Source organism: Streptomyces sp. NRRL B-24484 (assembly GCF_000717715.1).
In the GTDB taxonomy this organism is placed as follows: domain Bacteria; phylum Actinomycetota; class Actinomycetes; order Streptomycetales; family Streptomycetaceae; genus Kitasatospora.
This window is the reverse complement of record NZ_JOAI01000033.1, coordinates 54913-81253: the sequence shown is the minus strand read 5'-3', so window position 1 is coordinate 81253 and position 26341 is coordinate 54913. Positions and strand designations below refer to the sequence as shown.

The 26341-nt window shown below is 74.7% G+C and carries 26 protein-coding genes and 1 tRNA gene; 14 read left to right on the top strand and 13 right to left on the bottom strand.

Features of this window, described 5'->3' with window-relative positions:
* Positions 1-124 precede the first annotated feature (124 nt).
* Positions 125-976 (top strand): CAP domain-containing protein, encoded by an 852-nt coding sequence (locus tag IE98_RS0126750; RefSeq protein ID WP_052391006.1) that lies wholly within the window; start codon positions 125-127, stop codon positions 974-976.
* Between the two features lie 113 nt (positions 977-1089).
* Here the strand turns inward: IE98_RS0126750 and IE98_RS0126745 are convergent, their stop codons facing one another.
* The 4 genes from IE98_RS0126745 to IE98_RS0126730 form a co-directional block, all read right to left on the bottom strand.
* Entirely contained in the window at positions 1090-1890 is an 801-nt protein-coding gene (locus tag IE98_RS0126745; protein ID WP_030273200.1) for a VOC family protein, read from the bottom strand.
* A 43-nt stretch (positions 1891-1933) separates the two neighbouring features.
* A complete protein-coding gene (locus tag IE98_RS0126740) occupies positions 1934-2455 on the bottom strand; it encodes a DinB family protein (protein ID WP_030273198.1) in 522 nt (173 codons plus the stop codon).
* A 14-nt stretch (positions 2456-2469) separates the two neighbouring features.
* Positions 2470-5238, bottom strand: coding sequence for a lectin (locus tag IE98_RS49420; protein WP_078661327.1), 2769 nt, complete (start codon positions 5236-5238; stop codon positions 2470-2472).
* Between the two features lie 240 nt (positions 5239-5478).
* Positions 5479-6915, bottom strand: a complete 1437-nt coding sequence (locus tag IE98_RS0126730) for an amino acid permease (RefSeq protein ID WP_030273195.1) — start codon at positions 6913-6915, stop codon at positions 5479-5481.
* A gap of 318 nt (positions 6916-7233) precedes the next feature.
* On the opposite strand from IE98_RS0126730, the gene IE98_RS0126725 reads away from it, so the two are divergent.
* Positions 7234-7836 (top strand): HhH-GPD-type base excision DNA repair protein, encoded by a 603-nt coding sequence (locus IE98_RS0126725; protein WP_030273194.1) that lies wholly within the window; start codon positions 7234-7236, stop codon positions 7834-7836.
* Here IE98_RS0126725 and IE98_RS46775 read toward each other — a convergent pair.
* The 3 genes from IE98_RS46775 to IE98_RS0126715 form a co-directional block, all read right to left on the bottom strand.
* Positions 7775-8041 carry a KTSC domain-containing protein gene (locus IE98_RS46775; protein ID WP_078661326.1) on the bottom strand — a complete coding sequence of 89 codons (267 nt, stop codon included), beginning with the start codon at positions 8039-8041 and terminating at the stop codon, positions 7775-7777. The two genes, IE98_RS0126725 and IE98_RS46775, sit on opposite strands and share 62 nt — an antisense overlap.
* A gap of 86 nt (positions 8042-8127) precedes the next feature.
* Positions 8128-8646, bottom strand: a complete 519-nt coding sequence (locus tag IE98_RS0126720) for a YbhB/YbcL family Raf kinase inhibitor-like protein (protein ID WP_030273192.1) — start codon at positions 8644-8646, stop codon at positions 8128-8130.
* 52 nt (positions 8647-8698) lie between these two features.
* Positions 8699-9565, bottom strand: a complete 867-nt coding sequence (locus tag IE98_RS0126715) for an alpha/beta hydrolase (protein ID WP_030273190.1) — start codon at positions 9563-9565, stop codon at positions 8699-8701.
* A gap of 127 nt (positions 9566-9692) precedes the next feature.
* Between IE98_RS0126715 and IE98_RS0126710 the strand changes: the two genes are divergently transcribed.
* Positions 9693-10859: a hypothetical protein gene (locus tag IE98_RS0126710; RefSeq protein WP_030273189.1), complete on the top strand. Its 1167-nt coding sequence runs from the start codon at positions 9693-9695 to the stop codon at positions 10857-10859.
* Positions 10860-10908: 49 nt separating this feature from the next.
* On the opposite strand, the gene IE98_RS0126705 is transcribed toward IE98_RS0126710, so the two are convergent.
* The gene (locus tag IE98_RS0126705) at positions 10909-12495 is read right to left on the bottom strand and encodes a helicase HerA-like domain-containing protein (protein WP_030273188.1); all 1587 of its coding nucleotides are present in this window, start codon (positions 12493-12495) and stop codon (positions 10909-10911) included.
* Positions 12496-12618: 123 nt separating this feature from the next.
* Here IE98_RS0126705 and IE98_RS0126700 point away from each other — a divergent pair, with 123 nt between their 5' ends.
* Together IE98_RS0126700 and IE98_RS0126695 are read left to right on the top strand one after the other, a co-directional pair.
* Positions 12619-12915 (top strand): type II toxin-antitoxin system VapB family antitoxin, encoded by a 297-nt coding sequence (locus tag IE98_RS0126700; protein ID WP_030273186.1) that lies wholly within the window; start codon positions 12619-12621, stop codon positions 12913-12915.
* Between the two features lie 229 nt (positions 12916-13144).
* Positions 13145-13816, top strand: a complete 672-nt coding sequence (locus IE98_RS0126695) for a LytR C-terminal domain-containing protein (RefSeq protein ID WP_030273184.1) — start codon at positions 13145-13147, stop codon at positions 13814-13816.
* A 99-nt stretch (positions 13817-13915) separates the two neighbouring features.
* On the opposite strand, the gene upp is transcribed toward IE98_RS0126695, so the two are convergent.
* Positions 13916-14551 carry a uracil phosphoribosyltransferase gene (gene upp / locus IE98_RS0126690; protein WP_030273182.1) on the bottom strand — a complete coding sequence of 212 codons (636 nt, stop codon included), beginning with the start codon at positions 14549-14551 and terminating at the stop codon, positions 13916-13918.
* Positions 14552-14695: 144 nt separating this feature from the next.
* Here upp and IE98_RS0126685 point away from each other — a divergent pair, with 144 nt between their 5' ends.
* From IE98_RS0126685 to IE98_RS0126650, 8 genes are all read left to right on the top strand, one after another.
* Positions 14696-14902 carry a hypothetical protein gene (locus tag IE98_RS0126685; protein ID WP_043175180.1) on the top strand — a complete coding sequence of 69 codons (207 nt, stop codon included), beginning with the start codon at positions 14696-14698 and terminating at the stop codon, positions 14900-14902.
* Positions 14903-15110: 208 nt separating this feature from the next.
* Complete coding sequence (locus IE98_RS0126680; RefSeq protein ID WP_030273178.1) at positions 15111-15665, top strand: hypothetical protein; 555 nt, start codon at positions 15111-15113, stop codon at positions 15663-15665.
* A gap of 29 nt (positions 15666-15694) precedes the next feature.
* Positions 15695-16210, top strand: a complete 516-nt coding sequence (gene tadA, locus IE98_RS0126675; RefSeq protein WP_052391005.1) for a tRNA adenosine(34) deaminase TadA — start codon at positions 15695-15697, stop codon at positions 16208-16210.
* Positions 16211-16255: 45 nt separating this feature from the next.
* Positions 16256-16342, top strand: a tRNA-Ser gene (locus IE98_RS0126670).
* Between the two features lie 516 nt (positions 16343-16858).
* Positions 16859-17023, top strand: coding sequence for a hypothetical protein (locus IE98_RS50165; RefSeq protein WP_199922969.1), 165 nt, complete (start codon positions 16859-16861; stop codon positions 17021-17023).
* Positions 17024-17085: 62 nt separating this feature from the next.
* Entirely contained in the window at positions 17086-17379 is a 294-nt protein-coding gene (locus tag IE98_RS0126660; RefSeq protein ID WP_030273175.1) for a Dabb family protein, read from the top strand.
* Between the two features lie 333 nt (positions 17380-17712).
* Positions 17713-18516 carry an RNA polymerase sigma factor SigF gene (locus tag IE98_RS0126655; RefSeq protein ID WP_052391014.1) on the top strand — a complete coding sequence of 268 codons (804 nt, stop codon included), beginning with the start codon at positions 17713-17715 and terminating at the stop codon, positions 18514-18516.
* Between the two features lie 305 nt (positions 18517-18821).
* Positions 18822-19616: an RNA polymerase sigma factor SigF gene (locus tag IE98_RS0126650; protein WP_234443684.1), complete on the top strand. Its 795-nt coding sequence runs from the start codon at positions 18822-18824 to the stop codon at positions 19614-19616.
* Positions 19617-19659: 43 nt separating this feature from the next.
* Here IE98_RS0126650 and IE98_RS0126645 read toward each other — a convergent pair whose 3' ends face one another.
* Together IE98_RS0126645 and IE98_RS0126640 are read right to left on the bottom strand one after the other, a co-directional pair.
* On the bottom strand, positions 19660-20547 hold the full coding sequence (locus IE98_RS0126645; protein ID WP_052391004.1) for a tyrosine-protein phosphatase: 888 nt from the start codon (positions 20545-20547) through the stop codon (positions 19660-19662).
* Between the two features lie 104 nt (positions 20548-20651).
* Positions 20652-20849 carry a hypothetical protein gene (locus tag IE98_RS0126640; RefSeq protein ID WP_030273165.1) on the bottom strand — a complete coding sequence of 66 codons (198 nt, stop codon included), beginning with the start codon at positions 20847-20849 and terminating at the stop codon, positions 20652-20654.
* 166 nt (positions 20850-21015) lie between these two features.
* On the opposite strand from IE98_RS0126640, the gene IE98_RS0126635 reads away from it, so the two are divergent.
* Positions 21016-21981 (top strand): aldo/keto reductase, encoded by a 966-nt coding sequence (locus IE98_RS0126635; RefSeq protein WP_030273163.1) that lies wholly within the window; start codon positions 21016-21018, stop codon positions 21979-21981.
* Between the two features lie 127 nt (positions 21982-22108).
* On the opposite strand, the gene IE98_RS0126630 is transcribed toward IE98_RS0126635, so the two are convergent.
* Entirely contained in the window at positions 22109-23365 is a 1257-nt protein-coding gene (locus IE98_RS0126630) for an SPFH domain-containing protein (protein WP_052391003.1), read from the bottom strand.
* A gap of 175 nt (positions 23366-23540) precedes the next feature.
* Positions 23541-26153 (bottom strand): Ig-like domain-containing protein, encoded by a 2613-nt coding sequence (locus IE98_RS0126625; RefSeq protein ID WP_030273160.1) that lies wholly within the window; start codon positions 26151-26153, stop codon positions 23541-23543.
* Positions 26154-26341 lie beyond the last annotated feature (188 nt).

Here is a 26341-nt window from a genome sequence, read left to right as displayed (position 1 = left end):
CGGATAACGGGAATCCGGGTGTGTGATCCGCCGCGGTTCTTTTCCGTTATGACGCCCCCGTGGCGTGGTCTCCCAGGGCGTCGGCACGAACACCGGCGCGAATCGGCCCAGGGAGCAGCCCAGTATGAACGACCACCCGACGACCCCGTTCCACCTCCCTCCCCACCCCGTGGACGGGGACGGCTCGGGCGGTCGCGGTCCGGCCGCGGCGGCCGGCGGCCGGGCGGCGCGCCGCCGTTCCCGGCGGCGGGCGGGCGGCAGCCGGCGGGTGGCGGCGGCGGCCGGGGCGGCCGCGCTGGTGCTGGCCTGCTCGGCGGCGTACACGCTGGCCTCCTCGGGCGGCCCGGACGGGACGGGCGCCACGGCAGCGGCCTCGGTGCAGTTGGCGCCGACGCCCGCGTCCTCCGCGTCCGGGCCGGCCCCGGTGTCCGCCTCGCCCTCGACGGGATCGGCCTCGCCGTCGACGTCGCCCTCCGTCTCGGCCCCGGCCTCGCCGAGCGCGTCCGCGTCGGCCTCGAAGAGCGCCAAGGCGTCGAAGGCCCCGGCGGCGCCCGCGAAGCAGCCGGCCGGTTCGGCGCCGACCGGGAAGGCCGCGCAGTTCGCCGAGGAGGTAACGGCGCTGACCAACGCGGAGCGGGCGAAGGCGGGCTGCGGCCCGGTCGCCCTGGACGCCAAGGTGTCGGCGGCGGCGATGGCGCACTCGGACGACATGGTGGCGCGGCACTACTTCGAGCACGCGGACCCGGAGGGCCGGCACGCCGACAGCCGGCTGCGCGCCGCGGGCTACACGCCGGGGTGGTGGGGCGAGAACATCGCGTACGGCCAGCCGGACCCGGCGGCGGTGATGGACGCCTGGATGCACAGCGAGGGCCACCGCGCGAACATCCTCAACTGCCACTTCACCGTGATCGGGGTCGGCGTGAACTTCGGGGCGGGCGGGCCCTGGTGGACGCAGGTGTTCGCCTCCCCGGCGTGAGCGGCGGGCACGGGCGCGGACCGGGTACGGGCAGGCACCCGGGCGTGGACCGGCCCCGCCGGGGCCCGGGCGGGGCCGGCCGGCGGGGCCGGGTGGAGCGGGAGGCCGCGGCGTCAGACCACGTCCGTCATGGCGGGCATCTCGCCCGCGGTGCGGGCCGTGTCGATCACGGCGAAGGCCGCGTTCTGCGGGTCGACGAGGGAGGCGAAGCGGCCGAACGGGCTGTCCATCGGCCCGAAGACGAGCTTGCCGCCGAGCTCGGTGGCCCTGGCCGCGGCGGCGTCGCAGTCGTCGACGCCGAAGTAGACGCTGATGAACGGCGGCAGCTCGGCGGGGAAGTCGGAGCCCATCTCCATCCGGCCGAGCACCGGGTTCTCACCGATGGTGAAGACCCGGTAGTCGATCTCGTTCCCGCCGTCCATCTGCTGGGCGTGGTACGGGAACACCTCCATCAGGAAGGAGTCGGCGCGGGCGGTGTCGCGGGTGCAGAGCTCGGCCCAGGCGTAGGCGCCGGGCTCGCCGACCTTCTCGAAGCCCTGGTGGGCGGCGCCCTGCCAGACGCCGAAGACCGCCCCGCCCGGTTCGCGGGCGAGGGCCATGGTGCCGAGGTCGCCGACCTGCACGGGTTCCGTCATGAGCTCGCCGCCGGCGGCGCGGATCCGCCCGGCGGTGGCGGCGGCGTCCGGCGAGGCGAAGTAGAGGCACCAGGCGGTGGGCATCTCCTCGCCCGGCATCGGCGGGACGAGCCCGGCGACCGCCCTGCCGTCCTTGTGGGCCTGGGTGTAGCCGCCGAACTCGGCGGAGGGCTCGTCGAAGGTCCAGCCGAGGACGGCGCCGTAGAAGCTCTTGGCACCCTCCACGTCGTGGAACATCGCGTCGACCCAGCAGGGGGTGCCCTCGGGTTGCACGGCCATTCTGTCTCCTCGTGTCGTGAGCGGGCGGGCGGGCGGGGCCGGGTCAGCCCATGGTCCGGGCCCCGTCCAGGGATTCGCGGATGATGTCGGCGTGCCCGGCGTGCTGGGAGGTCTCGGCGATGACGTGCAGCAGCACCCGCCGGACGGACCAGGTGGCGCCCGGTTCGAACCAGGGCGCCTCGGGCAGCGCGTGCGCCGCGTCCAGGTCCAGGTCGGCGACCAGCCGGTCGGTCTCGGCCGCCGTCCGCTCGTAGGCGTCCAGCAACCCGGCCAGGGTCTCGCCCTCGCCCATCCGGAACTGGCCCTCCCAGTCGACGGGTTCGCTGCGCATGGCGGCCGCGCCGCCGACCGCGAAGCGCATCCAGCGCGCCTCGACGCCGGTGACGTGCTTGATCAGGCCGCCGAGGCAGAGCTCGCTGGCGGTGGTGCGCCGTGCGGCCTGGTCGTCGGTGAGGTTGCGGACGGTGAAGCGGAGGAAGCCGCGGTGCTTGTCGAGGGTCTCCAGCAGGTCGGCGCGCTCCCGGGAGAGCTCCCGGTCGGCTGCGCCTGCGGACGGGTCGGTCATGTCGGTCCTCCGTGTCAGGCGGGCACGGTCCAGCGCTGGGCGCCGGTGCCGTTGCAGTCCCACAGTTGCAGCCGGGTGCCGCTCGTGGTGTTGCTGCCGGGCAGGTCCAGGCAGCGGCCGGAGGGCGGGTTGAGCAGTGAGCCGTCGGCGCGCGGCCACCACTGCTGGGCGCCGGTGCCGTTGCAGTCCCAGAGCTGGACGGCTGCCCCGTTGAAGACCGAACTGCCGTCCACATCGAGGCACTTGCCGAGGGCGCGGAGGGTGCCGTCGGCGGCGGTGGTCCACTGCTGGGCGGCGGCGCCGGTGCACTCGGACAGCTGGACGGGGGTGCCGTCCTCGGTCGAACTGCCCCGCACGTCCACGCACTTGGCGCCGAGACCGGTGACCGCGCCGGTGGCCGGGCGGGCCGGGCCGACGTCGAAGGACGGCGGCGCGTCCGCGCGGGCGCTGCCCCAGGCCGGGTCGGGCGTGTCGGCGAGGGTGTAGGCCAGCGTGCCGCCGCGGCGGACGAGGTCCTCGCTCAGCCAGGGCCGGTTGCTCGCGGTGCCGTCCACGGCGAGCGCGTGCACGTAGCGGACGTCGGCGGAGGCGCCCGGAGCGCCCACGTCGATCACCGCGCCGTTGCCGCGGCGGATCGTGATCCCCGGGAACAGCGGGCTGGCCAGCACGAGTTCGGACCGGCCGGGGGCCTGCGGGTACATCCCGAGCGCCGCCCAGACCACCCAGGAGGACATCTGCCCGAGGTCGTCGTTGCCCGGCTCGCCGTCCGGCGCGTCGGCGAACAGCGTGGTCAGCGCCCGGCGCACCACGTCCTGGGTGCGGTAGGGGCGGCCGGCGTAGGCGTAGGCCCAGGGGGCGTTCGCGGAGGGCTCGTTGCCGAGGTAGGCGTGCTCGGAGTCGGGTCCGGCGTTGAGCTCGCCGAAGAAGTCGTCCAGGCGGGCGGCCGCGGCCGCGTCGCCGCCCATCGCGTCGAACAGCCCGCGGTGGTTGTAGGGGACCATCCAGGCGTACTGCGCGGCGCTGCCCTCGACGAACTGGTCCTGCTGGGCGGGCCGGAAGTCCGGCCAGGAGTGGTCGGTGTCCCGGGGCTGGATCCAGCCGCTGCCGCTGTTGATCAGGTTGCGCCAGTTCGCGGAGCGGTGCATCAGGGCGTCGCGGGCGGCGGTGTCGCCGATCCGGTCGGCGAGTTGGGCGAGCGCGAAGTCCGCGCTGGTGTACTCCAGCGTGGTGGCGGCGGAGCCCCAGACCCCGCCGGCGTCGGCCGGGACGAAGCCGATGGTGTCGTACGGGCCGTGGCCGGGCCGCTGGCGGTTGTCGCGGCTGCCGGCGGTGGCGGTCCGCAGCAGGCCGGCCGCGTCGAAGTCGGTGCCGCCGAAGGCCTGGATCGAACTGGCGATGATCGGCAGCGGGTCGCCGACCATCACGCCGGTACCGCCGTTGGCGAGGGTCCAGCGGTCGAAGTAGCCGGCGCTCGCGCCCTGGTCGGCGACGGACTGGGCGACGTCGGCGGCCCGGGCCGGGTCGAGCAGCGCGAGCAGTTGGACCTGCGAGCGGTAGACGTCCCAGCCGGAGAAGTCGGCGTACTGGGTGTGGCCGGGCCGCGCGGTGCGGACCTTCCCGTCGAAGCCGGGGTAGCGGCCGTCGGTGTCGCTGATCGCGCTGGGGTGCAGCAGTGCGTGGTACAGCGCGGTGTAGAGGATGCGCCGCTGGGTGGTGGTGCCGCCGTCGACGGCGATCCGGCCGAGCAGGTCGTTCCAGGTGGCGCGGGCGGCGGTGCGGACCTCGTCGAAGGCGGCGGCGCGCTGCTCGGCGAGCAGGTTGGCGCGGGCGCCGTCGGCGCTGACGAAGGAGAGGCCGACCCGGGCGGTGACGGTGCGGTCCTGGCCGGTGTCGAAGGAGACCAGGGCCTGCGCGCCGGAGGCGGCCCGCTCCCGGTCGGGGTGCGGGTCGCCGCCCTGGCCGGAGCGGCGTTCGCGGTCCTCCTCGGTGCGGGCGGGCTGCGGGGCGATGCCCTCGCTCGCGCCGGTGGCACTGCGCCGGGAGGTGTCCACCCCGCCCTGCTCGGCGCCGCCGGTGCGGACGATCCCGGCGCTGCTGAACGGCCGGTCGAACTGGGCGTGGAAGTAGACCCGGTAGCGGTTGCCGGTGCCGCAGAAGCCGCCGCTCTCCGTCCAGCCGGTGAGGGTGTCGGTGCCGATGGTGATCGAGCCGGTGGCGCTGTTGAAGGCCTTGCCGGCGTCGACGGTGAGCGAGGCGGTGTGGCCCGCCGGGTAGGTGAAGCGGGCGATGCCGGAGCGCTGGGTGGCCGCGAGTTCGGTCCTCAGCCCGTTGGCGAAGGTGACGGCGTAGGAGCCGGGGGCGGTGGTCTCGTCGGCGTGCGAGAAGTCGGAGTGGGCGACCGGCCGGCCGTCCAGGACGGGCATGAACGGCGTGGTGCCGTAGTCGCCGCAGCCCGCGCCGGAGATGTGGGTGAGGCTGAACCCGCTGATCCGGTGGTCGTCGTAGGAGTAGCCGCCGTGCTGGTAGGTGGCGGTGTCGGGGCTCCACTGCACCATGCCGAGCGGGGCGGACGCGCCGGGGAAGGTGTTGCCGGCGCCGCCGCCGTTGCCGAAGTCCGGAGCGCCCTGTCTGGTGCCGACGTGGGCGTTCACGTACTGGGCCGGGTCGGCGACGGTCACCAGGCCCGGTGGCGCGGCGCCGGCGGGGGCGGCCGCGGCGCCGGCCAGCAGCACCGCCGAGGCGCCCAGGGCGAGCGCGGACGAGAGGAATCTGGAACGGTGCACGGAGCCTCCTGCGACCCGCCGTCAGCCTGCGATGCGCGTGGCGCGCGGTCCGGCGGCCGCGGTCGGCGGCGCGGCGGGACCGCACGGACGAGCAGGTCGGCCCCGACCGGTACGGGGAGTACCGGCCGGGGCCGACCATCTGCTCGTCGGTTCATCGTGCGGTCCGCGCGGGAGCTCCTGCGGCGGCGACAGGCCGCCTGTCGCCCGCCCGGCGCAATCGCGGAAGTGTTCGATGGACCGTCAGGAGGACGTGTCAACCGCCGCCTTGCGGCGGTGCACCACCTGTGCGGCGACCAGCGCCACCGCGGCGGCGACCAGCGACAGCACCATCTGCATCCGACCGTCGTGGGTGGTGAACATGTACGCCACCACGAAGGCGATCATTCCGATCGTGGCCCAGGTGAGGTACGGGAAGAGCCACATCCGGACGGTGAGCTTCTCCGGGGATTCCCGCTCGATGATCCTCCGCATACGGAGCTGGGAGACGCTGATCACGAGCCAGACGAAGAGCGCGACGGCACCGGAGGAATTCAGCAGGAACTTGAAGACGGTGTCCGGGAACTCGTAGTTGAAGAACACCGCGACGAATCCGAAGACCACCGAGGCGAGGATCGCGGTGAGCGGCACGCCTCGGCCGGTGACCTTGGCGAAGGCCTTCGGCGCGTCACCGCGCTGCCCGAGCGAGAACGCCATCCGGGACGCCGTGTAGAGGCCGGAGTTCAGGCAGGACAGCACCGCGGTGAGCACGATGAGGTCCATCAGCGGGGCGGCCCCGGGGATGCCGACGTGCTTGAGCACCGCCACGTACGGGCTGTCCAGGACCTCCGCGGAGTCCCAGGGCAGCAGGGTGACGACGATGGCGATGGAGCCCAGGTAGAAGACGCCGATGCGCCAGATCACGCTGTTGGTGGCCCTGGTCACGGCGCGGGCCGGGTCGGGCGACTCGCCGGCGGCCAGGGTGACGATCTCGCTGCCCATGAAGGCGAAGACGACGGTCAGCATGCCGCTGAAGACGGCGCCGATGCCGTTCGGCAGGAAGCCGCCGTGGTCGAGCAGGTTGGACGTGCCGACCGCGGTGGTGTCCGGCAGCACGCCGAAGACCGCGAGGCCGCCGACCACCAGGAAGGCCGCGATGGCGACCACCTTGATGCCGGCGAACCAGAACTCGAACTCGCCGTAGGACGAGACCGAGAACAGGTTGGTGGCGGTCAGCACGGCCATCACCAGCAGGGCGAAGCCCCACTGCGGCACGCCCGGGACCCAGTTGTGCAGGATCTTCGCGCCGGCGGTGGCCTCCACGGCCAGCACGACGACCCAGAAGAACCAGTACAGCCAGCCGATGGTGAAGCCGGCCCAGCGGCCGAGCGCGCGGTCCGCGTACGCGGAGAAGGACCCGCTCTGCGGGTCGGCCGCGGCCATCTCGCCGAGCATCCGCATCACCATGACGACCAGCGCGCCGGCCAGGGTGTACGAGAGCAGGATGCCGGGTCCGGTGGCGGCGATGCCGGCGCCGGAGCCGACGAACAGGCCGGCTCCGATGACACCGCCGATGGCGATCATCGACAGGTGGCGGTTCTTCAGTCCGGCCTTCAGGTGGCCGTCCCCGGCGGCACCCGGTGGGGTGGCGGGGGCGGCCCCGGCGGGCCGGCTCGAGCGCGTCGTGGTGTCCGGGCTCATCGTCGTTGCTGCCTCTCCGGTGCGGCGGGGGTCGGCCGCACACCCGCAGGAAGGTAGCCCGGAAATCCTGATTCCGTAACCCCGGGCCTGAATTCGGCACGATTCTCTGAGCATTATTTGAGGTTCGCGGAATGAATTATGACACCGGCTGACATCTCTACTCGGTGGTCATCGGAAATCCCGATCCGCCGTCAGCCGCGACGCCGCCCCGGTGCGCCGCCCCCTCCTGCGCGGTGGCGTGTTGCGGACGGCGGCCGCGGCGGGGCTGCGACGATGAGGGGCCCGACCGTCCCTCCGCACATCCCTGGGGCCGCCCCGATGAGCACCACCGTCCACCTCGCGCAGCAGCCGGAGGCCGACGAGCTGCTCGGCCGCAGCCCGCTCGCCGCGCTCACCGGCATGCTGCTGGACCAGCAGATCCCGATGGAGTGGGCGTTCACCGGCCCGTGGACGATCGCGCAGCGGCTCGGCGCCGACGACCTGGACGCGCACCGGATCGCCGCCGCCGACCCGGAGGAGTTCGCCGCCCTGCTGTCCGAGAAGCCCGCCGTGCACCGCTACCCGGGCTCGATGGCCAACCGGGTGCAGCAGCTCTGCCAGTACCTGGTCGAGCACTACGACGGCGACGCCGAGGCGGTCTGGCGGGACGCACCGAACGGCCGCGAGCTGCTGAAGCGGCTGAACGAGCTGCCCGGCTTCGGCAAGCAGAAGGCGCAGATCTTCCTCGCCCTGCTCGGCAAGCAGTACGGGGTCGCCCCCGAGGGCTGGCGCGAGGCGGCCGGCGCATACGGCGAGGAGGGGTCCTTCCGCTCGGTCGCGGACATCACCGGGCCGGAGTCGCTGGTGAAGGTGCGCGCGTTCAAGCAGGAGGCGAAGAAGGCCGCCAAGGCGGCGCAGTCCGCGAAGCAGGCGCAGGGCTGACCCGGCGGTACGGGTAGCGGTTGCGGATCTCCCGGTTGAAGAACCGGCCGAGGCTGTCCGCCGCGAGCAGCCCGGCGACCGCCTCCGCGGGGACGCCGCGGTACTGGTAAACCGTCCCGGCCGCGAACTCGATCTCCAGCACCCGCCGGTCGGCGTCGTGGCCGACCGAGCGCAGGCAGCTGGAGTCCACCGCGGCGCGGTCCATGCCTCCACGGTGCGCCCGTAAGGCGCCGGGCACAAACGCACGGCCGGACCGCTCCCTCCGCGGGGGCGGCCCGGCCGGACGGCGGCTCAGCTGCTCGCGTACTCCACGGTCAGCAGCGCGCGGGCCACGGTGTGGAAGGTGATGTTGAAGCCGACCGCGGCGGCCGTGGTGTCCGGGGTGAGCCCGAGCGAGGGCACGTCCAGCGCGTGCACGGCGAAGACGTAGCGGTGCGCCGGGCCGGGCGGCGGGGCGGCGCCGTCGTACTTGTGGCCGGGGAAGTCGTTGCGGGCGTGGAAGGCGTCGCCGGGCAGCGCGGCGTCGGAGGCGCCGGCGCCGCGGGCCAGCTCGGTGGTGCCGACGGGCAGGTCGAGGGCCAGCCAGTGCCACCAGCCGCTGCCGGTGGGCGCGTCCGGGTCGTAGCAGGTGACCGCGAAGCCGCGGGTCTCGGCGGGGAAGCCGGACCAGGCGAGCTGCGGCGACTCGTTGCCGAGCGCGTGCACGTGCGCGTCCGGCATCACGGCGCCCTCGGTGAGGTCACGGCTGGTCAGCTCGAAGGCCGGGACCTTCGGCAGGAATTCGTAGGGCAGCGGCGGACGGTTCGTCATGGGCCGGGCACCTTCTCCTTCGTCGCACTGCGGGTGGCGGTACGACGGAAGTCTAGGCAGCCGACTGCGCCGCCACCGCCGCGCCGAGCGGGGTGTCGGCGCGGCCCAGGTCGAGCGGCAGGTCGAAGTGGTTGCGTCCGGCGGCGACCGCCGTCTCCACCGCGGCCCCGGCCAGGCGGGCGGCGGCCGCGAACTCCTCCTGCTGGCGTCCGAACTCGGCGGTCTCGTGCTCGCCGCGGACGAGCAGCAGCGGCGGCAGGGCCGGGCGGTCGGCGAGCAGGTGCAGCGGGCTGTTGCGGCGGGCCGCCGCGGCGTCCAGGCCGAGCGCGTCGTTGACGTAGGTGAGGGCGATCGGCTCCAGGTCGTAGATGCCGCTGAGCAGCACCGCGCCGGAGACCCGGCGGCCGCTCGGGGCGGCCGGTCCGAGCAGGGCCATGGCGGCCAGGTGCGCACCGGCCGAGCTGCCGCTGAGCTGGACGCGGCCCGGGTCGACGCCGAGCTCCTCGGCGTGGTCGAGCAGCCAGTGCACCGCCCGGCGGACCTGGTCGACGATCGCGTCCAGCGGCCAGTGCGGGGCCAGCCCGTAGCCGACGGCGGCGTAGGCGGTACCGCGCGCGGTGAAGCCGGGTGCGGCGAACACGGAGTCGGCCTTGTCCAGCTCCTGCCAGTACCCGCCGTGCACGAAGACGTGCAGCGGGGCCCCGCCGTCCGGGACGGGGCAACGGGGCGGGAAGAAGTCGAGCAGCTCGGGCTCCGCCGGGCCGTACCGCAGGTCGCGGCGGACCTCCAGCGCCCCGTACGCGTCCCGGCTGAGCGCCGTGTAGGCGGCCAGCTCGACCGCGATGTCCTCGACGCAGCTGCTCGGCGAGTACTCGCGCGCGAGCTCGTCGTGGTCGTAGTCCCGGTACACCGGCGCCATTGCCGTCCTCGCCCGCTCTCGCTCGCCGGGTCCGCCACGACCCATCAGGTATAGACCAATGCCGGGTGCCGGGCTAGCGTGGAGGACGCACCCGCCGCACCCGCACAGCCTGCCCCGGAGCCGCCCCGTGGAGTCGTCCGTCCTCGCCTTCGCCACCGACCTGCTGGACGAGGGCGCCGACACCTTCTTCGGCCACCTTACCGACCGGGCCGGCGTGGGCGGCCTGACCCTCGCCTCGGTCTACCACGAGGCCCGCGACGTCTTCCCGCACAACCCCCGCCGGGTGGTCCGCTACCTCGAACCGGGCGCCGCGTACTTCCGTCCCGACCCGGCGCGCTGGGCCGGCCGGCGCCTCGTCCCGGCGCCGTCCACCGCGATCGGCGACCGCGACCCGTTCGCCGAGGCCGCCGCCGAGGCGGGCCGGCGCGGCCTCAGGCTGCACGCCTGGACGGTCTTCTGCCACAACGACCGGCTCGGCTTCCAGCACCCGGACTGCTCCCCCGCCAACGCCTTCGGCGACCGCCACCTCACCGAGCTCTGCCCGGCCAACCCCGAGGTCCGCGAGTACGCCCGCACCCTGGTCGAGGACCTCGGCCGGTACGGCGTGGACGCGGTCCGCGCCGAGTCCCTGCACTTCCACGGCCTGCGCCACGGCTACCACCACGAGCGCTACTTCGAGGACCTCGGGCCCGTCGCGGAGGCCCTGCTCGGCATCTGCTTCTGCCCGCACTGCCTGGCCGCGGCCTCCGCCGCCGGCGTCCCCGCCGAGGAGGTCCGCGCCGCCGTCCGGGACGAGCTGCGCGCCCGGCTCGCCGACGAGAAGCGGGCCGCCGCACCGGCCGCCCTGGACGAGTTCGCCGGCGGCGCCCTCGCCGCCTACCTGGACGCGGCCACCGGCACCGTCACCACGCTCGCCGCCGAACTCGCCGCGACGGCCGCCGCCGGCGGCATGCGGCTGACCTTCATGGACGGCGCCGGGCCCGGCAGGGGCTGGCTCTCCGGCATCGACCTCCCGTCACTGGCGGGCGCCACCCACCAGATCGAGACCCTCGGCTACGCCCGCACCCCGGAGGCCGTCCGCGAGAAGGTCGCCGCCTTCGCCCTGCACGGCGTCCGCCCGGAGGCGATGGCGGTGATCCTCCGCCCGATGGCCGAGGACTGCGACGGCCCGGCGAACCTGGCCGCCAAGATCGCCGTCCTGCGCGAGCTGGGCGTGCCCGAGGTCGAGTTCTACCACTACGGCCTGATGCGCCTCTCCTCGCTGGACCGCATCGGCGCCGCACTCCTCCCGTGAGGGACGGTCAGGGGCGCACGGCGGCACCCGTCACCGCCGGAGGAACGCCCTACCGGCGGCGCCGCGAGGTGCCGAAGATGCTCCGGGTGATCTCGCGGCCGAGCTGGGTGCCGGCCGAGCGGGCGAAGGACTTCAGCGCCGGGCTGCGCAGCAGCGACCCGATCAGCCCGCCCTCCTCCTGGTCCGCCGCCTCCGGCCGGTGCCGCTCCGCCGGTGCGGGCCGCTCGCGGGCCTCCGGCCGGGCCGGCTCCTCCGTGCGGACGGCCGGCCGGGCGGCGAGCTTCTCGTACGCGGACTCCCGGTCGATCGCATCGCGGTAGCGCGGCGCCAGCGACGAGCCGTCCACCGCGGCCCGCAGGGCGGCCGGCTCCAGCGGCCCCATCAGCGACTGCGGCGCCCGCAGCCGGGTCGGCGCGACCGGTGTCGGCGCGCCCCGCTCGGACAGCACCGTGACCACCGCCTCGCCGGTGCCCAGCCCGGTGAGCACCTCGGCGAGGTCGTACGGGGACCGCGGGAAGGTCGAGACGGTGGCCTTGAGCGCCTTGGCGTCGTCCGGGGTGAAGGCCCGCAGCGCGTGCTGCACCCGGTTGCCGAGCTGGGCCAGCACGTCGGCGGGGACGTCCTTCGGCGTCTGGGTGACGAAGAAGATGCCGACGCCCTTCGAGCGGATCAGCCGGACGGTCCGGGTGATGGCCTCCAGGAAGGCCTTGGAGGCGTCCTCGAAGAGCAGGTGCGCCTCGTCGAAGAAGAAGACCAGCTTGGGCCGGTCGAGGTCGCCGACCTCCGGCAGCTCCTGGTACAGGTCGGCGAGCAGCCACATCAGGAAGGTGGAGAAGAGCCGCGGCCGGTCCTGCACCGCGGGGAGCTCCAGCACGGAGACCGTCCCCCGCCCGTCCGCCGTGGTGCGCAGCAGGTCGGCGGTGTCGAACTCGGGCTCGCCGAAGAACGCCCCGGCGCCCTCGTTGTCGAGCACGGTCAGCGAACGGAGGATCACCCCGGCGGTGGCGGCGGACAGCCCGCCGATGCCCTTGAGCTCCTCCTTGCCCTCCGGGGAGGTGAGGAAGCCGATGACGGCCGAGAGGTCCTTGAGGTCGTAGAGCTCCAGGCCCGCGCGGTCGGCGTAGTGGAAGACCAGGCCGAGCGAGGCCTCCTGGGTCTCGTTGAGCTCCAGCACCTTGGCGAGCAGCAGCGGGCCGAAGCTGGTGAGGGTGGCCCGGACGGGGATGCCGGTGCCCTGCCCGCCGAGGGCGTAGAACTCCGCCGGGCAGCCCTGCGGCGTCCACGGCTGGCCGACCTCGGCGGCGCGCGCGGCGATCCGCTCGCCCGGCGTGCCGGGGGCGGCGATGCCGGAGACGTCGCCCTTGACGTCGGCGAGGAAGACCGGGACGCCCTGGGCGGAGAGCTGTTCGGCGATCAGCTGGAGGGTCTTGGTCTTGCCGGTGCCGGTGGCGCCGGCGACGAGTCCGTGCCGGTTGAGCACGCCGAGCGGGACGCGCACCTGCGCCCCGGGGTACGCGGTGGCGCCGTCGACCGCGGCGCCGAGGTCGAGTGCGGGTCCGGTGAAGGCGTAGCCGTCGGCGATCGCCCGAACGGACGCGGGCAGCGCCGCGGCGTCGGGGGTGGCGGGGTCGGTCATCTCGGCGGGCTCCCGGGCAGAGCGGGCAAAGCGGATGTTCTCCATCAAACCGCCGTACTCGGAGCCGGACCGGTAACGCCGCGCTTGCTGCGCCCCCCGTCCGCATGACGGTAGGCTTTCCGTGTGATCTTCAAGCGCATCGGCAACGGGCGGCCGTACCCGGATCACGGCCGGACCAGCACCCGCCAGTGGGCGGACGTCGCGCCGCGTCCGGTGCGGCTGGACCAGCTGGTCACCACCAAGGGTCAGCTCGACCTGGAGACGCTCCTCGCGGAGGACTCCACGTTCTACGGCGACCTCTTCGCGCATGTCGTGAAGTGGCACGGCGACCTCTACCTGGAGGACGGCCTGCACCGCGCGGTGCGGGCCGCGCTGCAGCAGCGCCAGGTGCTGCACGCGCGCGTCCTGGAGATGGACTGACCGGCCGCCGGCCGGGCACGAACCACCTCTCGGACACCCCCGCGAACGCCCCGGAGGGGCGCCGGTACATCCTTTCGGGTGCCGGGGTACTCCAGATGATGATCATTTAGTACCTTCACAGCAGCTGTAGCACTAATCTGCTGACCAACGGCCGATTTCCCGGCGCACGCCCCTTTGGCCGCACCCGAGACCGAGCCTGTCCTGGCACGAGGGGGACACCGACGTGAGCATGCTGACCCCCCAGGGACTGAAGGGGAAGCAGTACCGGATCACCGGTAACTCCTACCCCCGCCTGGGCCGCCCTCCCCGCAGGAGCCGCAAGGTGCTGGCCGCCATCGGCGTCCTGCTCGCCCTGTCGCTGGTCGCCGTCGGCGGCGTCCAGCTCTACGACGTCTTCCGCGGCCGGCACGCCTCCGCGCAGGCGTGCCCGGTCCCCGGTGCTTCCGGCAAGCCGCTGGCCGCCCCGGCCTCGGACGGCGCCGCCGCCGGGGCCTCTCCGGCCCCGGGCGCCACCAGCACCGCCGTCCCGCAGCCGCAGGCGGTGACGGTCAACGTCTTCAACGCCACCGACAAGTCCGGCCTCGCCGCGCGGACCGCGGAGGAGCTGAAGAAGCGCGGCTTCACCGTCGGCCAGGTGGGCAACGCGCCGGCCGCGCTGGACAAGAAGGTGCCCGGCACCGTGCAGGTGATCAGCGGTCCGGCCGGCCTCGGCGCGGCCACGCTGCTCGGCTCGCAGGTGGCGAGCGCCACCAGGACCGCCGACGCCCGGACGGACGGCACGGTCGACTTCGTCATCGGGGACAGCTTCGCCGCCCTGCTCGACCCGACCCAGGCGGCCGCGGCCCTGGCCGAGGCCACCAAGCCGTCCCCGACCCCCTCGCCGCAGCCCGGCTCCTGCTGACCGCTCCGGCGGCCGGACCGCCACGCGAAGGGCCCCGCTCCTCCGGGAGGAGCGGGGCCCTTCGCGCTGTCCGGCTCGTACCGTCCGGCAGCGGTGGGATCAGCCGGCGGTGCCGTAGAGGCGGTCGCCCGCGTCGCCGAGGCCGGGGACGATGTAACCGTGCTCGTTGAGGCGCTCGTCCAGCGCGGCGGTGACGATCTCGACGGGCTGGCCGGCCAGCTCCTTCTCGACCACCGCGACGCCCTCCGGCGCGGCCAGCAGCACCACGCAGGTGACGTCCGTGGCACCGCGTTCGAGCAGCATCCGGACGGCGGCGATCAGGGTGCCGCCGGTGGCCAGCATCGGGTCGAGGACGAAGACCTGGCGGCCGGAGAGGTCGTCGGGCATCCGCGTCGCGTAGGTGGACGCCTCCAGCGTCTCCTCGTTGCGGACCATGCCCAGGAAGCCGACCTCGGCGGTCGGCAGCAGCCGGGTCATGCCGTCCAGCATGCCGAGGCCGGCCCGCAGGATCGGGACGACCAGCGGCCGCGGGTGGCTCAGCCGGGTGCCGGTGGTGACGGCGACCGGGGTGGTGACCTCCACCGGCTCGGTCCGGACGTTCCGGGTGGCCTCGTAGGCGAGCAGGGTGACCAGCTCGTCCGTCAGCCGGCGGAAGGTCGGCGAGTCGGTGCGCTCGTCGCGCAGGGTGGAGAGCTTGTGGGCGACCAGGGGGTGGTCGACGACGTGGAGACGCATGTCTCGACCATAACGGGCACGGGCACGTGCGTACGACTCGCCGGGACCGGCCGGAAACGAGGTGTGGACGGGCCGGAACCGGGGAAGCCGAACCGAGACCTTCGCCGTGGTATCAAGCGGACACTTCTGGGAAAGTCGGACCGTATGAAGAGCAACCCGGACCCCGGGGCCGGCTCGACAGACGAGTCGGGGCCCGACGCCCCCGAGACCGAGGCGCAGCGCCGCAAGCGCCGCGCCCTGTTCCTCCGCGAGCTCGCCGAGGCGCGCGAGCTGCGGGCCCGGGTGCAGCCGAGGCGCACCAAGGAGCGGCGGATGCGCGAGGCCTTGCGGATGCGAACCTTCCGCATCTGACGGCGGAGTCCGCGACTCGTCGGCCGTCGACCAGCCATTCCGACACGACCTGCAAAGACGCGCTGCAGAACACCCCCCGCAGCGCCGGGCTTTCTGTCACGATGCCGGAGGGACGGTCCGAACAGCGGACCGCCTCTGGCGCGGGGGCGGCCAGACCGCGTTCGCCCGAGATCGCCTACAGCCGAGACCAATCTTGGGAGTGTCCCTGGTGGCGTACTTCGCTGCAGTGCTTGCTCGCACCGATGGCGGGTGGGATGTGAGCGAGACGGAGCTCGACGACGTCGAAACCCTGGCCGACCTGGCCGACCTGGCCCGCGAGGCTGCCCAGGACGACGACAGCGTCCTGGTCTTCATCGAACAGGAGGACGCCTGGTTCGCCGTCGTCCGCGTGGACGGCGAGGACGACCCGCGCATCTTCGTCTCCGACGGCGCCGCCGCGGCGCGCAGCTCGTACGGCTCCGTACTGACCGACGAGCTGATCGAGGCCGAGGACTTCGACGACATCGACGCCCTGGTCGCGGACGTCGAGGACGACGAGGAGGCCGCGCTGGAGGCCGCGGACGACACGGACGAGGACGAGGACGCCGCCGGTCCGGCCGGTGCCCAGGCGGGGCCGCTCGGCGACTCCGACCTGCTCGCCGACTTCGGGCTGTCCGCCAAGGAGCTGCTGGGACTGGCCGGTGAGGGTGCGGTGCCCGGCGACGCGCTCGCCGAGATCGCCGACGCGCTCGGCGCGGGCGAGGTCCTGGAGGCCGTTCGGTAGCGCCCGAGCCGGTGCCCGACACTGGTGCCATGCCGTCCGCACCTGCCCCGCAGATCCGGCCCCTGCCGGCCCCCGTCCGCCCCGACCCGGTGCGCGACCGGTGGAAGGACCTGATGCGCCTCGCCATGGTCGAGGCGGAACTGGCGACCTCCACCGGGGACGTACCGGTCGGGGCGCTCGTGCTCGGGCCCGACGGCACGGTGATCGGCCGGGGCCACAACGTGCGCGAGGCGGACGGGGACCCCACCGGGCACGCCGAGGTCGTGGCGCTCCGGCAGGCGGCCGCGGCCGTCGGCGAGTGGCGCCTCAGCGGCTGCACCCTGGTCGTCACCCTGGAGCCGTGCACCATGTGCGCCGGGGCGCTGGTGCTGTCCCGGATCGACCGGGTCGTCTACGGCGCCCTCGACCCGAAGGCCGGCGCGGCGGGCTCGCTCTTCGACGTGATGCGCGACCGGCGGCTCAACCACCGCCCCGAAATCATCCCCGGCGTCCTGGCCGAGGAGTGCTCCGCCCAACTGCTGGCCTTCTTCGAGACCCAGCGCTGAATACGGATTTCGTGACCGCCCGACCTGTCCGGTAGAGTCTCCCTCGGTAGCGTGTCCGAGCGGCCAAAGGAGCACGCCTCGAAAGCGTGTGTGGGGGCAACTCCACCGTGGGTTCGAATCCCACCGCTACCGCTTCACGAAGGGCCCCGACCGAACCGGTCGGGGCCCTTCGACGCGTCTGCGGCCCGCAGGGGCCCGCAGGGGTCCGTGGCGGTCCGTCCGGGCCGACGTGCGGGCGTCGGGAGGCCGTTGGCGGGGTGTCAGGGGACGCCGAAGGCCACCGCGCCGGGGGCGTGGTGGCGTTCGGGGAGATCAGGAGGGGACGCGGCCTCGGGGGATGGGGCCGCGCCCCCGTCGGGGCTCCCACCACCGGCGCCGCATCAGGGGGAAGCTGCGGCGCGCGGTCCCACAGCGGGGAGTCCCGGTTCCCTGCACCGGGGATTCCTGCCAGATCCCGCGGCACTCCTCCATCGTGCGCCACCGTCCGCGGGCGGGCACCCGTACAAAGCCCCCACTCGCGGGGACCTTCGTCCCGGGGAGTGAACGCCGCTCTCACCCGATGGGCCGTCCGGTGGATAAGCTGCGCAGCAGCAGGAGGGCGCCCGGGGAGAGCGACGGCGGCCCGCGGCAGGGAGGCAGGCCCGTTCGATGGCTCAGGCGAAGAAGATCGGCACGTATCTCCTGCTCATCTTCGTGATCTACACGATCATCACGTCCCCCACCAGGGCGGCGGAGCTGGTGCAGTCCGGCTTCGTGGGCATCTCGGACGCCGCGAAGGCGGTCGGGACGTTCATGACGGGCCTGGTGAACTGAGGGCGGCCGGTCAGCGGCTACCGTGGCGGGGTTCGTCCACCCTTCCAGCGAGGAGCGGCATCGTGATCCGGCACCTGGTCCTGTTCAAGCTCAACGACGGCGTCCTGCGGGACGACGAGCGGGCGACCGCCGGCGCGAAGGCGTTCGAGGAGCTCGGCCCGCAGATCCCCGAGCTGCGCGAGTGGGAGTGCGGCTGGAACACCACCGAGCGCGACATCGCCTACGACTACGCGATCAACAGCCTGGTCGAGGACCGGGACGCACTGCAGGCCTACCTGACCCACCCGGCCCACCAGGCCGCCGCGGGTCAGTGGCGGGAGTTCGCCACCTGGGTGATCGCCGACATCGAGGTCTGACCCCCCGAAAGTCGCATCGCACACGCACCACCATGCGGCCCTCCGCCCCCGGACCGGGGCGGAGGGCCGCAGCACACTTCGGCCGACGGCGCACTGTCAGCCAACACGCCTAGAGGCGGTGCTTGCCGCCGATGTGGACGACTTGTGATGCTATGACCGGTTTTGCCGGATCTGGCGAGGTGGTGAGCACGACCGGGCCGCCCAGGCGGCGGCCGGACCGCAGATGTCGACTCTGGGAGGGGTGACGTGTCCGTGCGGACACAGGACAGCACGCGGGGCACGGACGGGGAGCGGTCCGCCCCGCCGCAGCCCGCGGAGAACCTCGTCGCGGAGCTGAAGGCCGCCGGGCTGAGGGACCGCCAGAACGGCACCCGCACGCCCGTGGACGTCCGCACGCTCACCAGGGTCCTCTTCGAGCGGCTCGCCGAGCTGCCCCCGGAGGCCCCGGAGCGCGAGCGCGTCCGGGCCGCCCTGATCGAGATCAACATCCCGCTGGTCCGCTACGCGGCCACGCGCTTCCGCAGCCGCAGCGAGCCGATGGAGGACATCGTCCAGGTCGGCACGATCGGCCTGATCAACGCCATCGACCGGTTCGACCCGAGCCGCGGCGTGCAGTTCCCGACGTACGCGCTGCCGACCATCCTCGGCGAGATCAAGCGCTACTTCCGGGACAACGTCCGCACCATGCACGTGCCGCGCCGGCTGCAGGAGCTGTGGGTGCAGGTCAGCGGGGCGATGGAGGAGCTGACCGTCACCCACGGACGGGCGCCCAAGGTGCCGGAGATCGCCGCCTGCCTGCGCATCCCCGAGGAGGACGTCCGGGCCTGCCTGGACGCCGGCCGGGCGTACAACGCCGCCTCGCTGGAGGCCGCGCAGGAGCACGAGGGCGGACTCGCCCTGCTGGACCGGCTCGGCTACGAGGACTCCGCGCTCGCCGACGTGGAGCACCGCGACATGGTCCGCCACCTGCTGGTGCAGCTGCCCGAGCGGGAGCGCCGGATCATCATGCTGCGCTTCTTCGCCAACCTGACGCAGTCGCAGATCTCCACCGAGCTGGGGATGTCCCAGATGCACGTCTCCCGGCTGCTGTCGCGCATCCTCAGCCGGCTGCGGACCGGCAACTCCTGGGAGGAGTGACCCCGCCGGGGATCGCGCCGCGTTACCGCCGTGTGACATCTCGCGACGGCCGGGTTTGCCGGGGCCGGTGGGCCGGTATGGGGGGTGGAGGGGAGGGTCCTGCACGGGAACCACGCTGTGCTGGTGCCCGTTGAACAGTCAGTCACGAGGGGGTGGGGCGCGTGTCCGGAGAGCCGGTCGGTGCGGTCGTCGAGGAGATCCCTGGAGAGCGGGCGTCCGGGGTGCGGACGGTGCTGCGGGCGTTCCCGCAGCAGCAGGGCGGGGAGCAGGAGCCGGTGGGGGCGCCGCCGCCCGGGGACGCCCCGGTGGCCGTTCCGGAGCCCGTGGTCGGTGAGCGTCCGCTGGACACCCGGACGCTCTCGCGGTCGCTCTTCCGCCGGCTGGCGGCGCTGGAGCCGGGCGGCGCGGAGCACACCTACGTCCGCGACACCCTGATCGAGCTGAACCTGCCGCTGGTGCGCTACGCCTCGGCCCGGTTCCGCAGCCGCAACGAGCCGATGGAGGACATCGTCCAGGTCGGCACGATCGGCCTGATCAAGGCGATCGACCGGTTCGACCCGGACCGGGGGGTGGAGTTCCCGACCTTCGCGATGCCGACCGTGGTCGGCGAGATCAAGCGCTTCTTCCGGGACACCAGCTGGTCGGTGCGGGTGCCGCGGCGCCTGCAGGAGCTGCGGCTCGCCCTCACCAAGGCGGGCGACGAGCTCTCGCAGAAGCTCGACCGCTCCCCCACCGTCGCCGAGCTCGCGGTCTGCCTCGGCGTCAGTGAGGAGGACGTCGTCGAGGGCCTCGCCGTCGGCAACGCGTACACCGCCAGCTCGCTCGACTCCGCGCCCGGCGAGGACGACGGCGAGGGCCCGCTGGCCGACCGGCTCGGCTACGACGACCTGGCGCTGGAGGGCGTCGAGTACCGCGAGTCGCTGAAGCCGCTGCTGGCCAAGCTGCCGCCGCGCGAGCGGCGGATCATCATGCTGCGCTTCTTCGGCAACCTGACGCAGTCGCAGATCGGCGACGAGATCGGCATCTCCCAGATGCACGTCTCCCGGCTGCTCACCAAGACCCTGGCCCAGCTCCGGGCCGGGCTGACCTCGGAGGGCTGACGCGGGCCGGGCGCAACGGCGGGAGCGGCCGGGGCCGGGCGGGTCAGGCGAGCAGGTTGGCGCGCAGCCCGTCCAGCACGGTGTCGTCCAGGCCCAGGCCGTCCCGCCAGAAGTCCTCGAAGGACGGCCAGCCGGCGGCCACCTCCTCGTACGCCGCGTCGAGGTAGGTGCGGTCCGCGCGGAAGATCGGCAGCAGCAGGGCGGGCTCCTTCATCAGGCCGCGGGTGCCGAAGCTGTCCACCACGTGCTCGACGATGGCCGCCGAGCGCTCGTTGGTGAGCAGGTAGTCCTCGTAGACGGTGTCGCGGTCGACGCCGAGGGCGGTCAGCACCAGGGCGGCCGTCCAGCCCGTGCGGTCCTTGCCGGCCGAGCAGTGGAAGAGCAGCGGCGTGCCCCCGGGCTCGGCGAGCAGCCGGACCACGGTCGCGAAGCGCTCGCGGGCGACGGCGTCCGTGACGAACCAGCGGTAGAGGCCGATCATCATGCCCTCGGCCCGGCCGTCGCCGAGCAGGGCGCGCTGCTTGTCGGCGTCCCGGTCGGCGAGCGCGTTGCGCAGCGCGACGTAGATGTCGAACTCGCGGGCGAAGACCGGCAGGTGGTGCAGGGTGATGCCGTCGTCGGTGGTGCGCTCGACGGTCACCGGGGTGGCGGAGAGCTCCGCGGCGGCGATCTCGGCGGTGGGCAGCCCGCGGACGATGTCCGGGCCGGCCTCGCGGACCTCGTCGAGGCTGCGCAGGTCGACGATCTGGCGCAGCCCGTGGTCGGCGAGCAGGGCGAGGTCGTCCTCGCCGAGCCGGTTGAGCGCGTCCGCGCGCAGGGCGGCACCCGGCTTGACGACCCGGCCGTCGGCGGTGCGGTAGCCGCCCAGGTCGCGGGCGTTCACCGCACCCCTGAGGCCCAGACTGCGCGCGGTCTCGGTGGGCTGGGTCACGGGAGGCCTCCTGGGTGCGCGGGGGACGGCGGGCGCGGGCCCGATCAGTCTAGGGACCGCGCCGCACCCCCGGGCCCGCGCTCCGGGCCGCCCGCTCGGAGCCCTTACTTGACGGCGAGCCAGACCACGCCGCCGACGACGAGGAGGGCGATCACCACCACGGCGGCGATCACACCGCCCCGGCCGGAGCTGCTGCTGCCGTAGGTGTTGACGGAGCCGGGCGCCTGCGGGGCCGGGGTCTCGTCGACGAACGCCCGGAACATCTGGGTGCTGCCGGCGGGGTCGTAGTCGTTGTCAGCCATGGCGAGGACTCTAGCCAACGCGGCTGCCCGCGGAACACCCCGGACCCCTCGCCGGGGTGATCTCCACACGCTTCCCCCACCTGCACGTGCAACGCCCGTGCGACGGGACCGTGAACTCCGGGCCGGCCCCGGAACAGCCGGCCCGCGGATCGGGTTGACCCACGGCATGACCGACTACCGCAACGACGCCCGCCGGGTGACCCTCGGCGCCTCCGACCTGGCCGTCTCGCCGCTCTGCCTCGGCGGCAACGTCTTCGGCTGGACGGCGGACGAGGCCCAGTCCTTCGCCGTCCTCGACGCCTACGCGGAGGCCGGCGGCAACTTCGTCGACACCGCGGACATGTACGCGTCCTGGGTGCCCGGCAACACCGGCGGCGAGTCCGAGACGGTGATCGGCAACTGGCTGCGCAGCCGCGGCAACCGCGAAGCGATCGTGGTCGCCACCAAGGTCGGCATGCACCCGGACGCGCCGGGCCTGCGGGCGGCGAACGTCAAGCGGGGCGCGGAGGAGTCGCTCGTCCGGCTGGGCGTCGAGCGGATCGACCTCTTCTACACCCACCGGGACGACCCGGCGACGCCGGTGGAGGAGATCCTCACGGCCCTGGACGAGCTGGTGCGGGAGGGCAAGGTCCGCGCGATCGCCGCCTCCAACATCGGCGCGGAGCGGCTCGCCGAGTCGCTGGCCTTCTCCGACCGCGAGGGCCTGGCCCGGTACGTCGCGGTGCAGCCGCACTACAACCTGGTCTCCCGCGGCACCTACGAGGGCCGCCCGGCCGGGGTGGCGGCGGCGAACGGGCTGTCCGCCGTCCCGTACTACGCGCTGGCCTCGGGCTTCCTGACCGGCAAGTATCGGCCGGGCGGCGGTGAGGTGCCGAGCGCCCGCGCCCAGGGGGCGGCCAGGTACCTGGCGGAGCCGCGGGGGCCGCTGGTGCTGGAGGCGTTGGACAAGGTGGCCGGTGCCCGCGGGGTGGAGCCCGCCACGGTCGCCCTGGCCTGGCTGGCCGCGCGGCCGACGGTGGCCTCGCCGATCGCCTCGGCCCGCACCGTCGAACAGTTGCCGCCGCTGCTGGCCGCGATCGACCTGCGGCTGGCGGAGGAGGAGATCGCCCTGCTGGACGCGGCCTCCGCCTGAGGCCGGGGCCCGGGCGGGACGGGCGCGCCCCAGCGGCGGTGCCGCGCGAGGTCCACCTGCGCCGTCGGCCCGCCGCGTCCGTCCACAGGCTGTGGACGGACGCGGCGGGCGCTCCGGGCGAGGACGGTCACGCCGGGCGGCCCTCCTTGCGTCCGGCGGACTCCTTGCGGTGCGGCCGGACTGCCGGCGCGGGCACCGGGGCGCTGAACCCGGCCGGGGCGACGAAGGCCACCAGCAGTTGTTCCATCAGCGCGCTGCGGGCGGTCTCGTCGAGCTGGTGGGCGGTGGCGCGTTCGAGGCGGCGGACGGCGAGCGCGGCCGCCTCGACGGCGTCGTCGACGAGGACGGTGCGCAGGCCCGCGTCCAGGTCGGCGAGGCGGCGGCGGCGCATCGACTCGGCGACCTCGGGTGCGTAGTCGAGGGCGATCGGCTGGACCGAGTAGACCTCCAGGCCGGCCGGGTGGGCCTCGGCGGCGAGGGCACGGCTGAGCTCGTCGGCGAACCACTGGCCGTCCCGGAGCGCCGGGCCGGGGCCCGCGTTGGAGTCGCAGGGCAGCCGGCTGGCGGTGCGGCTGAGCACGGCGTGGATCTGCTCGCGCAGGTACGCCTCGTGCTCGGCCACCGACAGCACCGCACGGGCGGTGTCCCGGACCCGCCAGACCACCAGCAGCCGGACGACGATCGGGGTGCCGGTGCGGTCGGTGACCGTCACCGGGTCGCTCCGCCAGTGGCGCAGCCGTACGTCGACGCGGCGGCGGCGGACCAGCGGGTTGACCCACAGCAGGCCGGCCCGGCGGACGGTGCCGCGGTAGCGGCCCCAGCGGGTGAGCACCCGGGCCTCGCCGCCGGGGTTGGAGAGCAGCCCGGCCAGCACGACCACCAGCAGCAGGCCGACGGCAGCGACGGCGACGATCTCCGGGCCCGTCAGCCCGGAGGGCCCGCCGCGCCGTACCGCCCCGGTCCGGATGTCCGGCAGCGCCTCGAACTCGGGCAGCACCCCGGCCCGGACGAGGATCACCAGCAGGCCGGCGGCGCCCAGCAGCAGGACGAGCAGCGCCAGCCAGCCGGGCAGTGCGGAGGCGTGCCGCTCGCGCAGTGCCTGGTCGACGCGGGGCGGCCGGCGGGTCGCGGGGGTCTCGGTGTCCGGGTCGGGGCGGACGGGTGTCAGCTGCCGGGTGGGGGTGTCGTCCGGCGCCGCGGTCCGGGCGGCCCTGCCGGGGCCCGGGGCCGTCAGGCCGCCGCTTTCGGCGCGGACGGGCTGGGCCTTGCCGGTCGCGGCGGTGGATCCGGCCGCGCCGGCCGTTCCGGGGCCGCCCGCCGCGGGGTCGGGCAGCCCGGCGGGCCGGGGGGCGGGTCGTGGCGATGAGTCGCGGGTGACATCCATGCACGGTCCTCGGGTTCGGGTGCGGCAAGGCGGGGCGGCTGCCGGATCGGACGGGGGCGGCCTGCACCGGATTTCAGGCTAGGTCGACAAGTCATCAAATGCGACATTCGGGACGCATCGGGCGTGTCGCCGATCGACACCGATTCCGTTGCAGCCGAAACGAACTGACGATGCATCAGTACCTGCGGCGGCTGCCCGGTCCACGGGCGAACACCCGCCGCAGCAGCAGCCCGGCGGCCGCCAGGCACGCCACGCCGGCGAGGCCGGGGAGCAGGCTGCCGTGGGCCCCGAGGGCCCGGCCGTCGGCGAACGCCGACCGCCGGGCCGCGGGGTGGCCGGCCTGCGGAGGCACCGCACGCACCCGCCCGGACGGCTCCGGACCGTCCCCGGCGGAGGGCGCCCCGGGGTCGGCCGAAGGCGGATCACCGGCTGCCGGGCCGGCGGCGGACGGCGAAGGACCCGTCGGCTCCGCGGCGACGGGCGGCGAAGCGGCCGCGGAGCTCCCCGGCTGCGGCGACACCGCCGCCGCGGACGGCGAGGTCTCCGCCGCGACCTGCACCGCCACCGGCTCGCCCGCGGTGCTGTTCCCGGCCCGGTCGGTGGCGGTGGCGACCAGCACCCGTTCGCCGGCCGGCGCCGGGCGTTCGGCGGTGCAGGACCAGACGCCGTCGGCCCCTGCGACGCCGCTGCACAGGGCGGTCCGCTCGCCGCCGCCCGTCTTCGGGCCGGCGGCAACGGTGACGGTGGCCGCGGCCTCCGCCCGTCCGGCGAGCCGGGGGCGGGCGTCGACAGCAGCCCCGGCCTTCGGCGTCTCCAGGACGGGGCGGGCGGGCGCGGCCGTGTCCACGGTGAGCGCGGTCTCGGTGCCGCGGGCGGTGTTCCCGGCCGCGTCCGCCGCGGTGGCGGTCAGCCGGTGGACGCCGTCGTCGAAGCTCTCCACCGGCAGGCAGGACCAGGCGCCGTCCGGTCCGATGCCGGTGCTGCAGAGCTCGCCGGCGGCGCGCGGGGTCCCGCCCGCCTCGGTCACCGAGACGGTGCTGCCCGGTTCGCCGGTGCCGGTGACGAGCAGACCTGGATCGTTGGTGTACTCGGGCAGGGTGAGCGCGGGCGCCGCCGGCGGAGCGGTCTTGACGGTCAGTCGGACGGGCTCGCTGCGCAGTGCCGCGCCGCTGCGGGCGGTCGCCACCGCGGTCAGGGCGTGCTCGCCGTCGGCCAGTGCCTCGCCGGGGCGGCAGGTCCATGCGCCGTCCTGGGCGGCCGCGGCCGTACAGAGGGTGCGGTCGCCGTCGGCCACGACCACGCTCGCGCCGGCGGGTGCCGCCCCGGCGACCTGCGGCCGGACCTCGGCGGTCACGGTGCCGTCGACCGGCGCGGAGACCTCCGGACGGGCCGACCCTGCGGCGAGCCGGATGCGCTGGTCGAGGACCTGGCCGGAGTCGGCGAAGCCGCCCGGGGTGACGAGCTGTGAGGCGTCCCGGGCGAGCCGCAGCCGGGCCCAGGTCTCGCCGGCCACCACCTTGCCGGTGACCGCCCACTCCAGCCGGGCGGTGGTGGCGCCCTGCGGGACCTCGGTCTGCACCCGCTCCAGCGGGTCGAAGCGGCCGTTGCGGTCGAAGTCGACCCAGCCCGCGAGCACCGCCGGGCCGGAGCCGGGGGCGACGGGCACGTCGACCCGGTAGTAGTCGCCGGTCGCGGCCTCGGCCGGGAAGGCGAGGGTCGGGTCGGCGCCCGGGTACTCGCCGCGGCCGGGGCCGGTGCGCGGTGCAACGGGGCTGGCCCAGAGGCTGCGCGGGAGCGAGGGGACGAGTTCCACCAGGGGGCGGGTGGGCGCCGCCGGCTGCTCGGTGTCGCCCGACGCCACGGCTCCCGGCAGCCCCGCCCCCGGTGCGGCGTCCCCCGAGGTCGCACCGGCCGCCGCCGTGCCGCCCGGGCCGGCCACCAGCGGCCGGACGGCGGTCGCGGCGGCGGACCGCTCGCGGTGCCGGTCGTCGGTGGCGTCCCGGCCGAGGTAGAGGTCGGAGAGCAGGTGCGAGGCGTTGCCGTACCCCTGGGGGGCGGTGCCGAGCGACTCGTCGAGGGTGACCGTCCAGGAGGTGCGCAGGGCGGGCGGCGGGGTGGTCGAGCCGTCCCGGGCGGTGGTCCGCTGCTCCAGCCGGAGCGTGACGGTGCCGACGGTGCCGGTCAGTTCGAGGGTGCCGGTGCCGGTGCCGTCGCCCGCGGTGTCGGCCGGGGTGTCGGCGGGCGGGGCGAGTTCGCCGCCCGCCGCCGTCCAGCCCGTCCAGGGGGTGCGCCCGGTCAGGGTCGGGGTGCTCGGGGTGCCGCCGGTGGCGGTGAGCCGGACGGCGGTCGCGGTGGTGCCGGTGGCCGCGGCGGCGCGTGCGGCGAGCCCGCCGACGTGCAGCCGGGGGTTGCGCACCGGACGGGAGAAGGCGAGCCGCAGCGTGCCGAGGGTGCGCCAGGAGCCGTCCGCGGCGGCGCGGTCGGCGCCGATGTCGACGGTCTCGGCCGGATCGCCGGGGCGCATCCCGTCCGCGTACACCGTGCTGCTCCCGGCCGGGCCGGCGAGCGTGCCGGGGGCCGCGGTGGCGGTGATCCCGGGCAGCGGGGAGAAGTCCAGCCGGACGGTGAGGCCGGAGGGCAGCACGGCGGTGCGGTCCTGGTTCCAGGCGGCGGGGCTCTGCTGGGCCCCGGCCGGGCCGGTGAGCACGGCGGGCAGCAGAAGTCCGGCGGCCGCCGCGGCCGCCAGGACCCGGCGGGCGGGGGACGTCGGGCGGAACCGTCGGTTCATCCGGCGCTCCTTCGCTGCCGTGGCCGGGCCGCAGCCGGAGATGACGCGGCCATAACATCCGACAAGAGCGAAGCACGGCCGACGGGCCGTCACGTTCCGACACCCGTGCACGCGTCCCGAGGTGCACCCGATTGGTCGCCGCTCCCCGCGGCCGCCGCACCGGCGGTTTCCGGCCGGATCGCGATCCG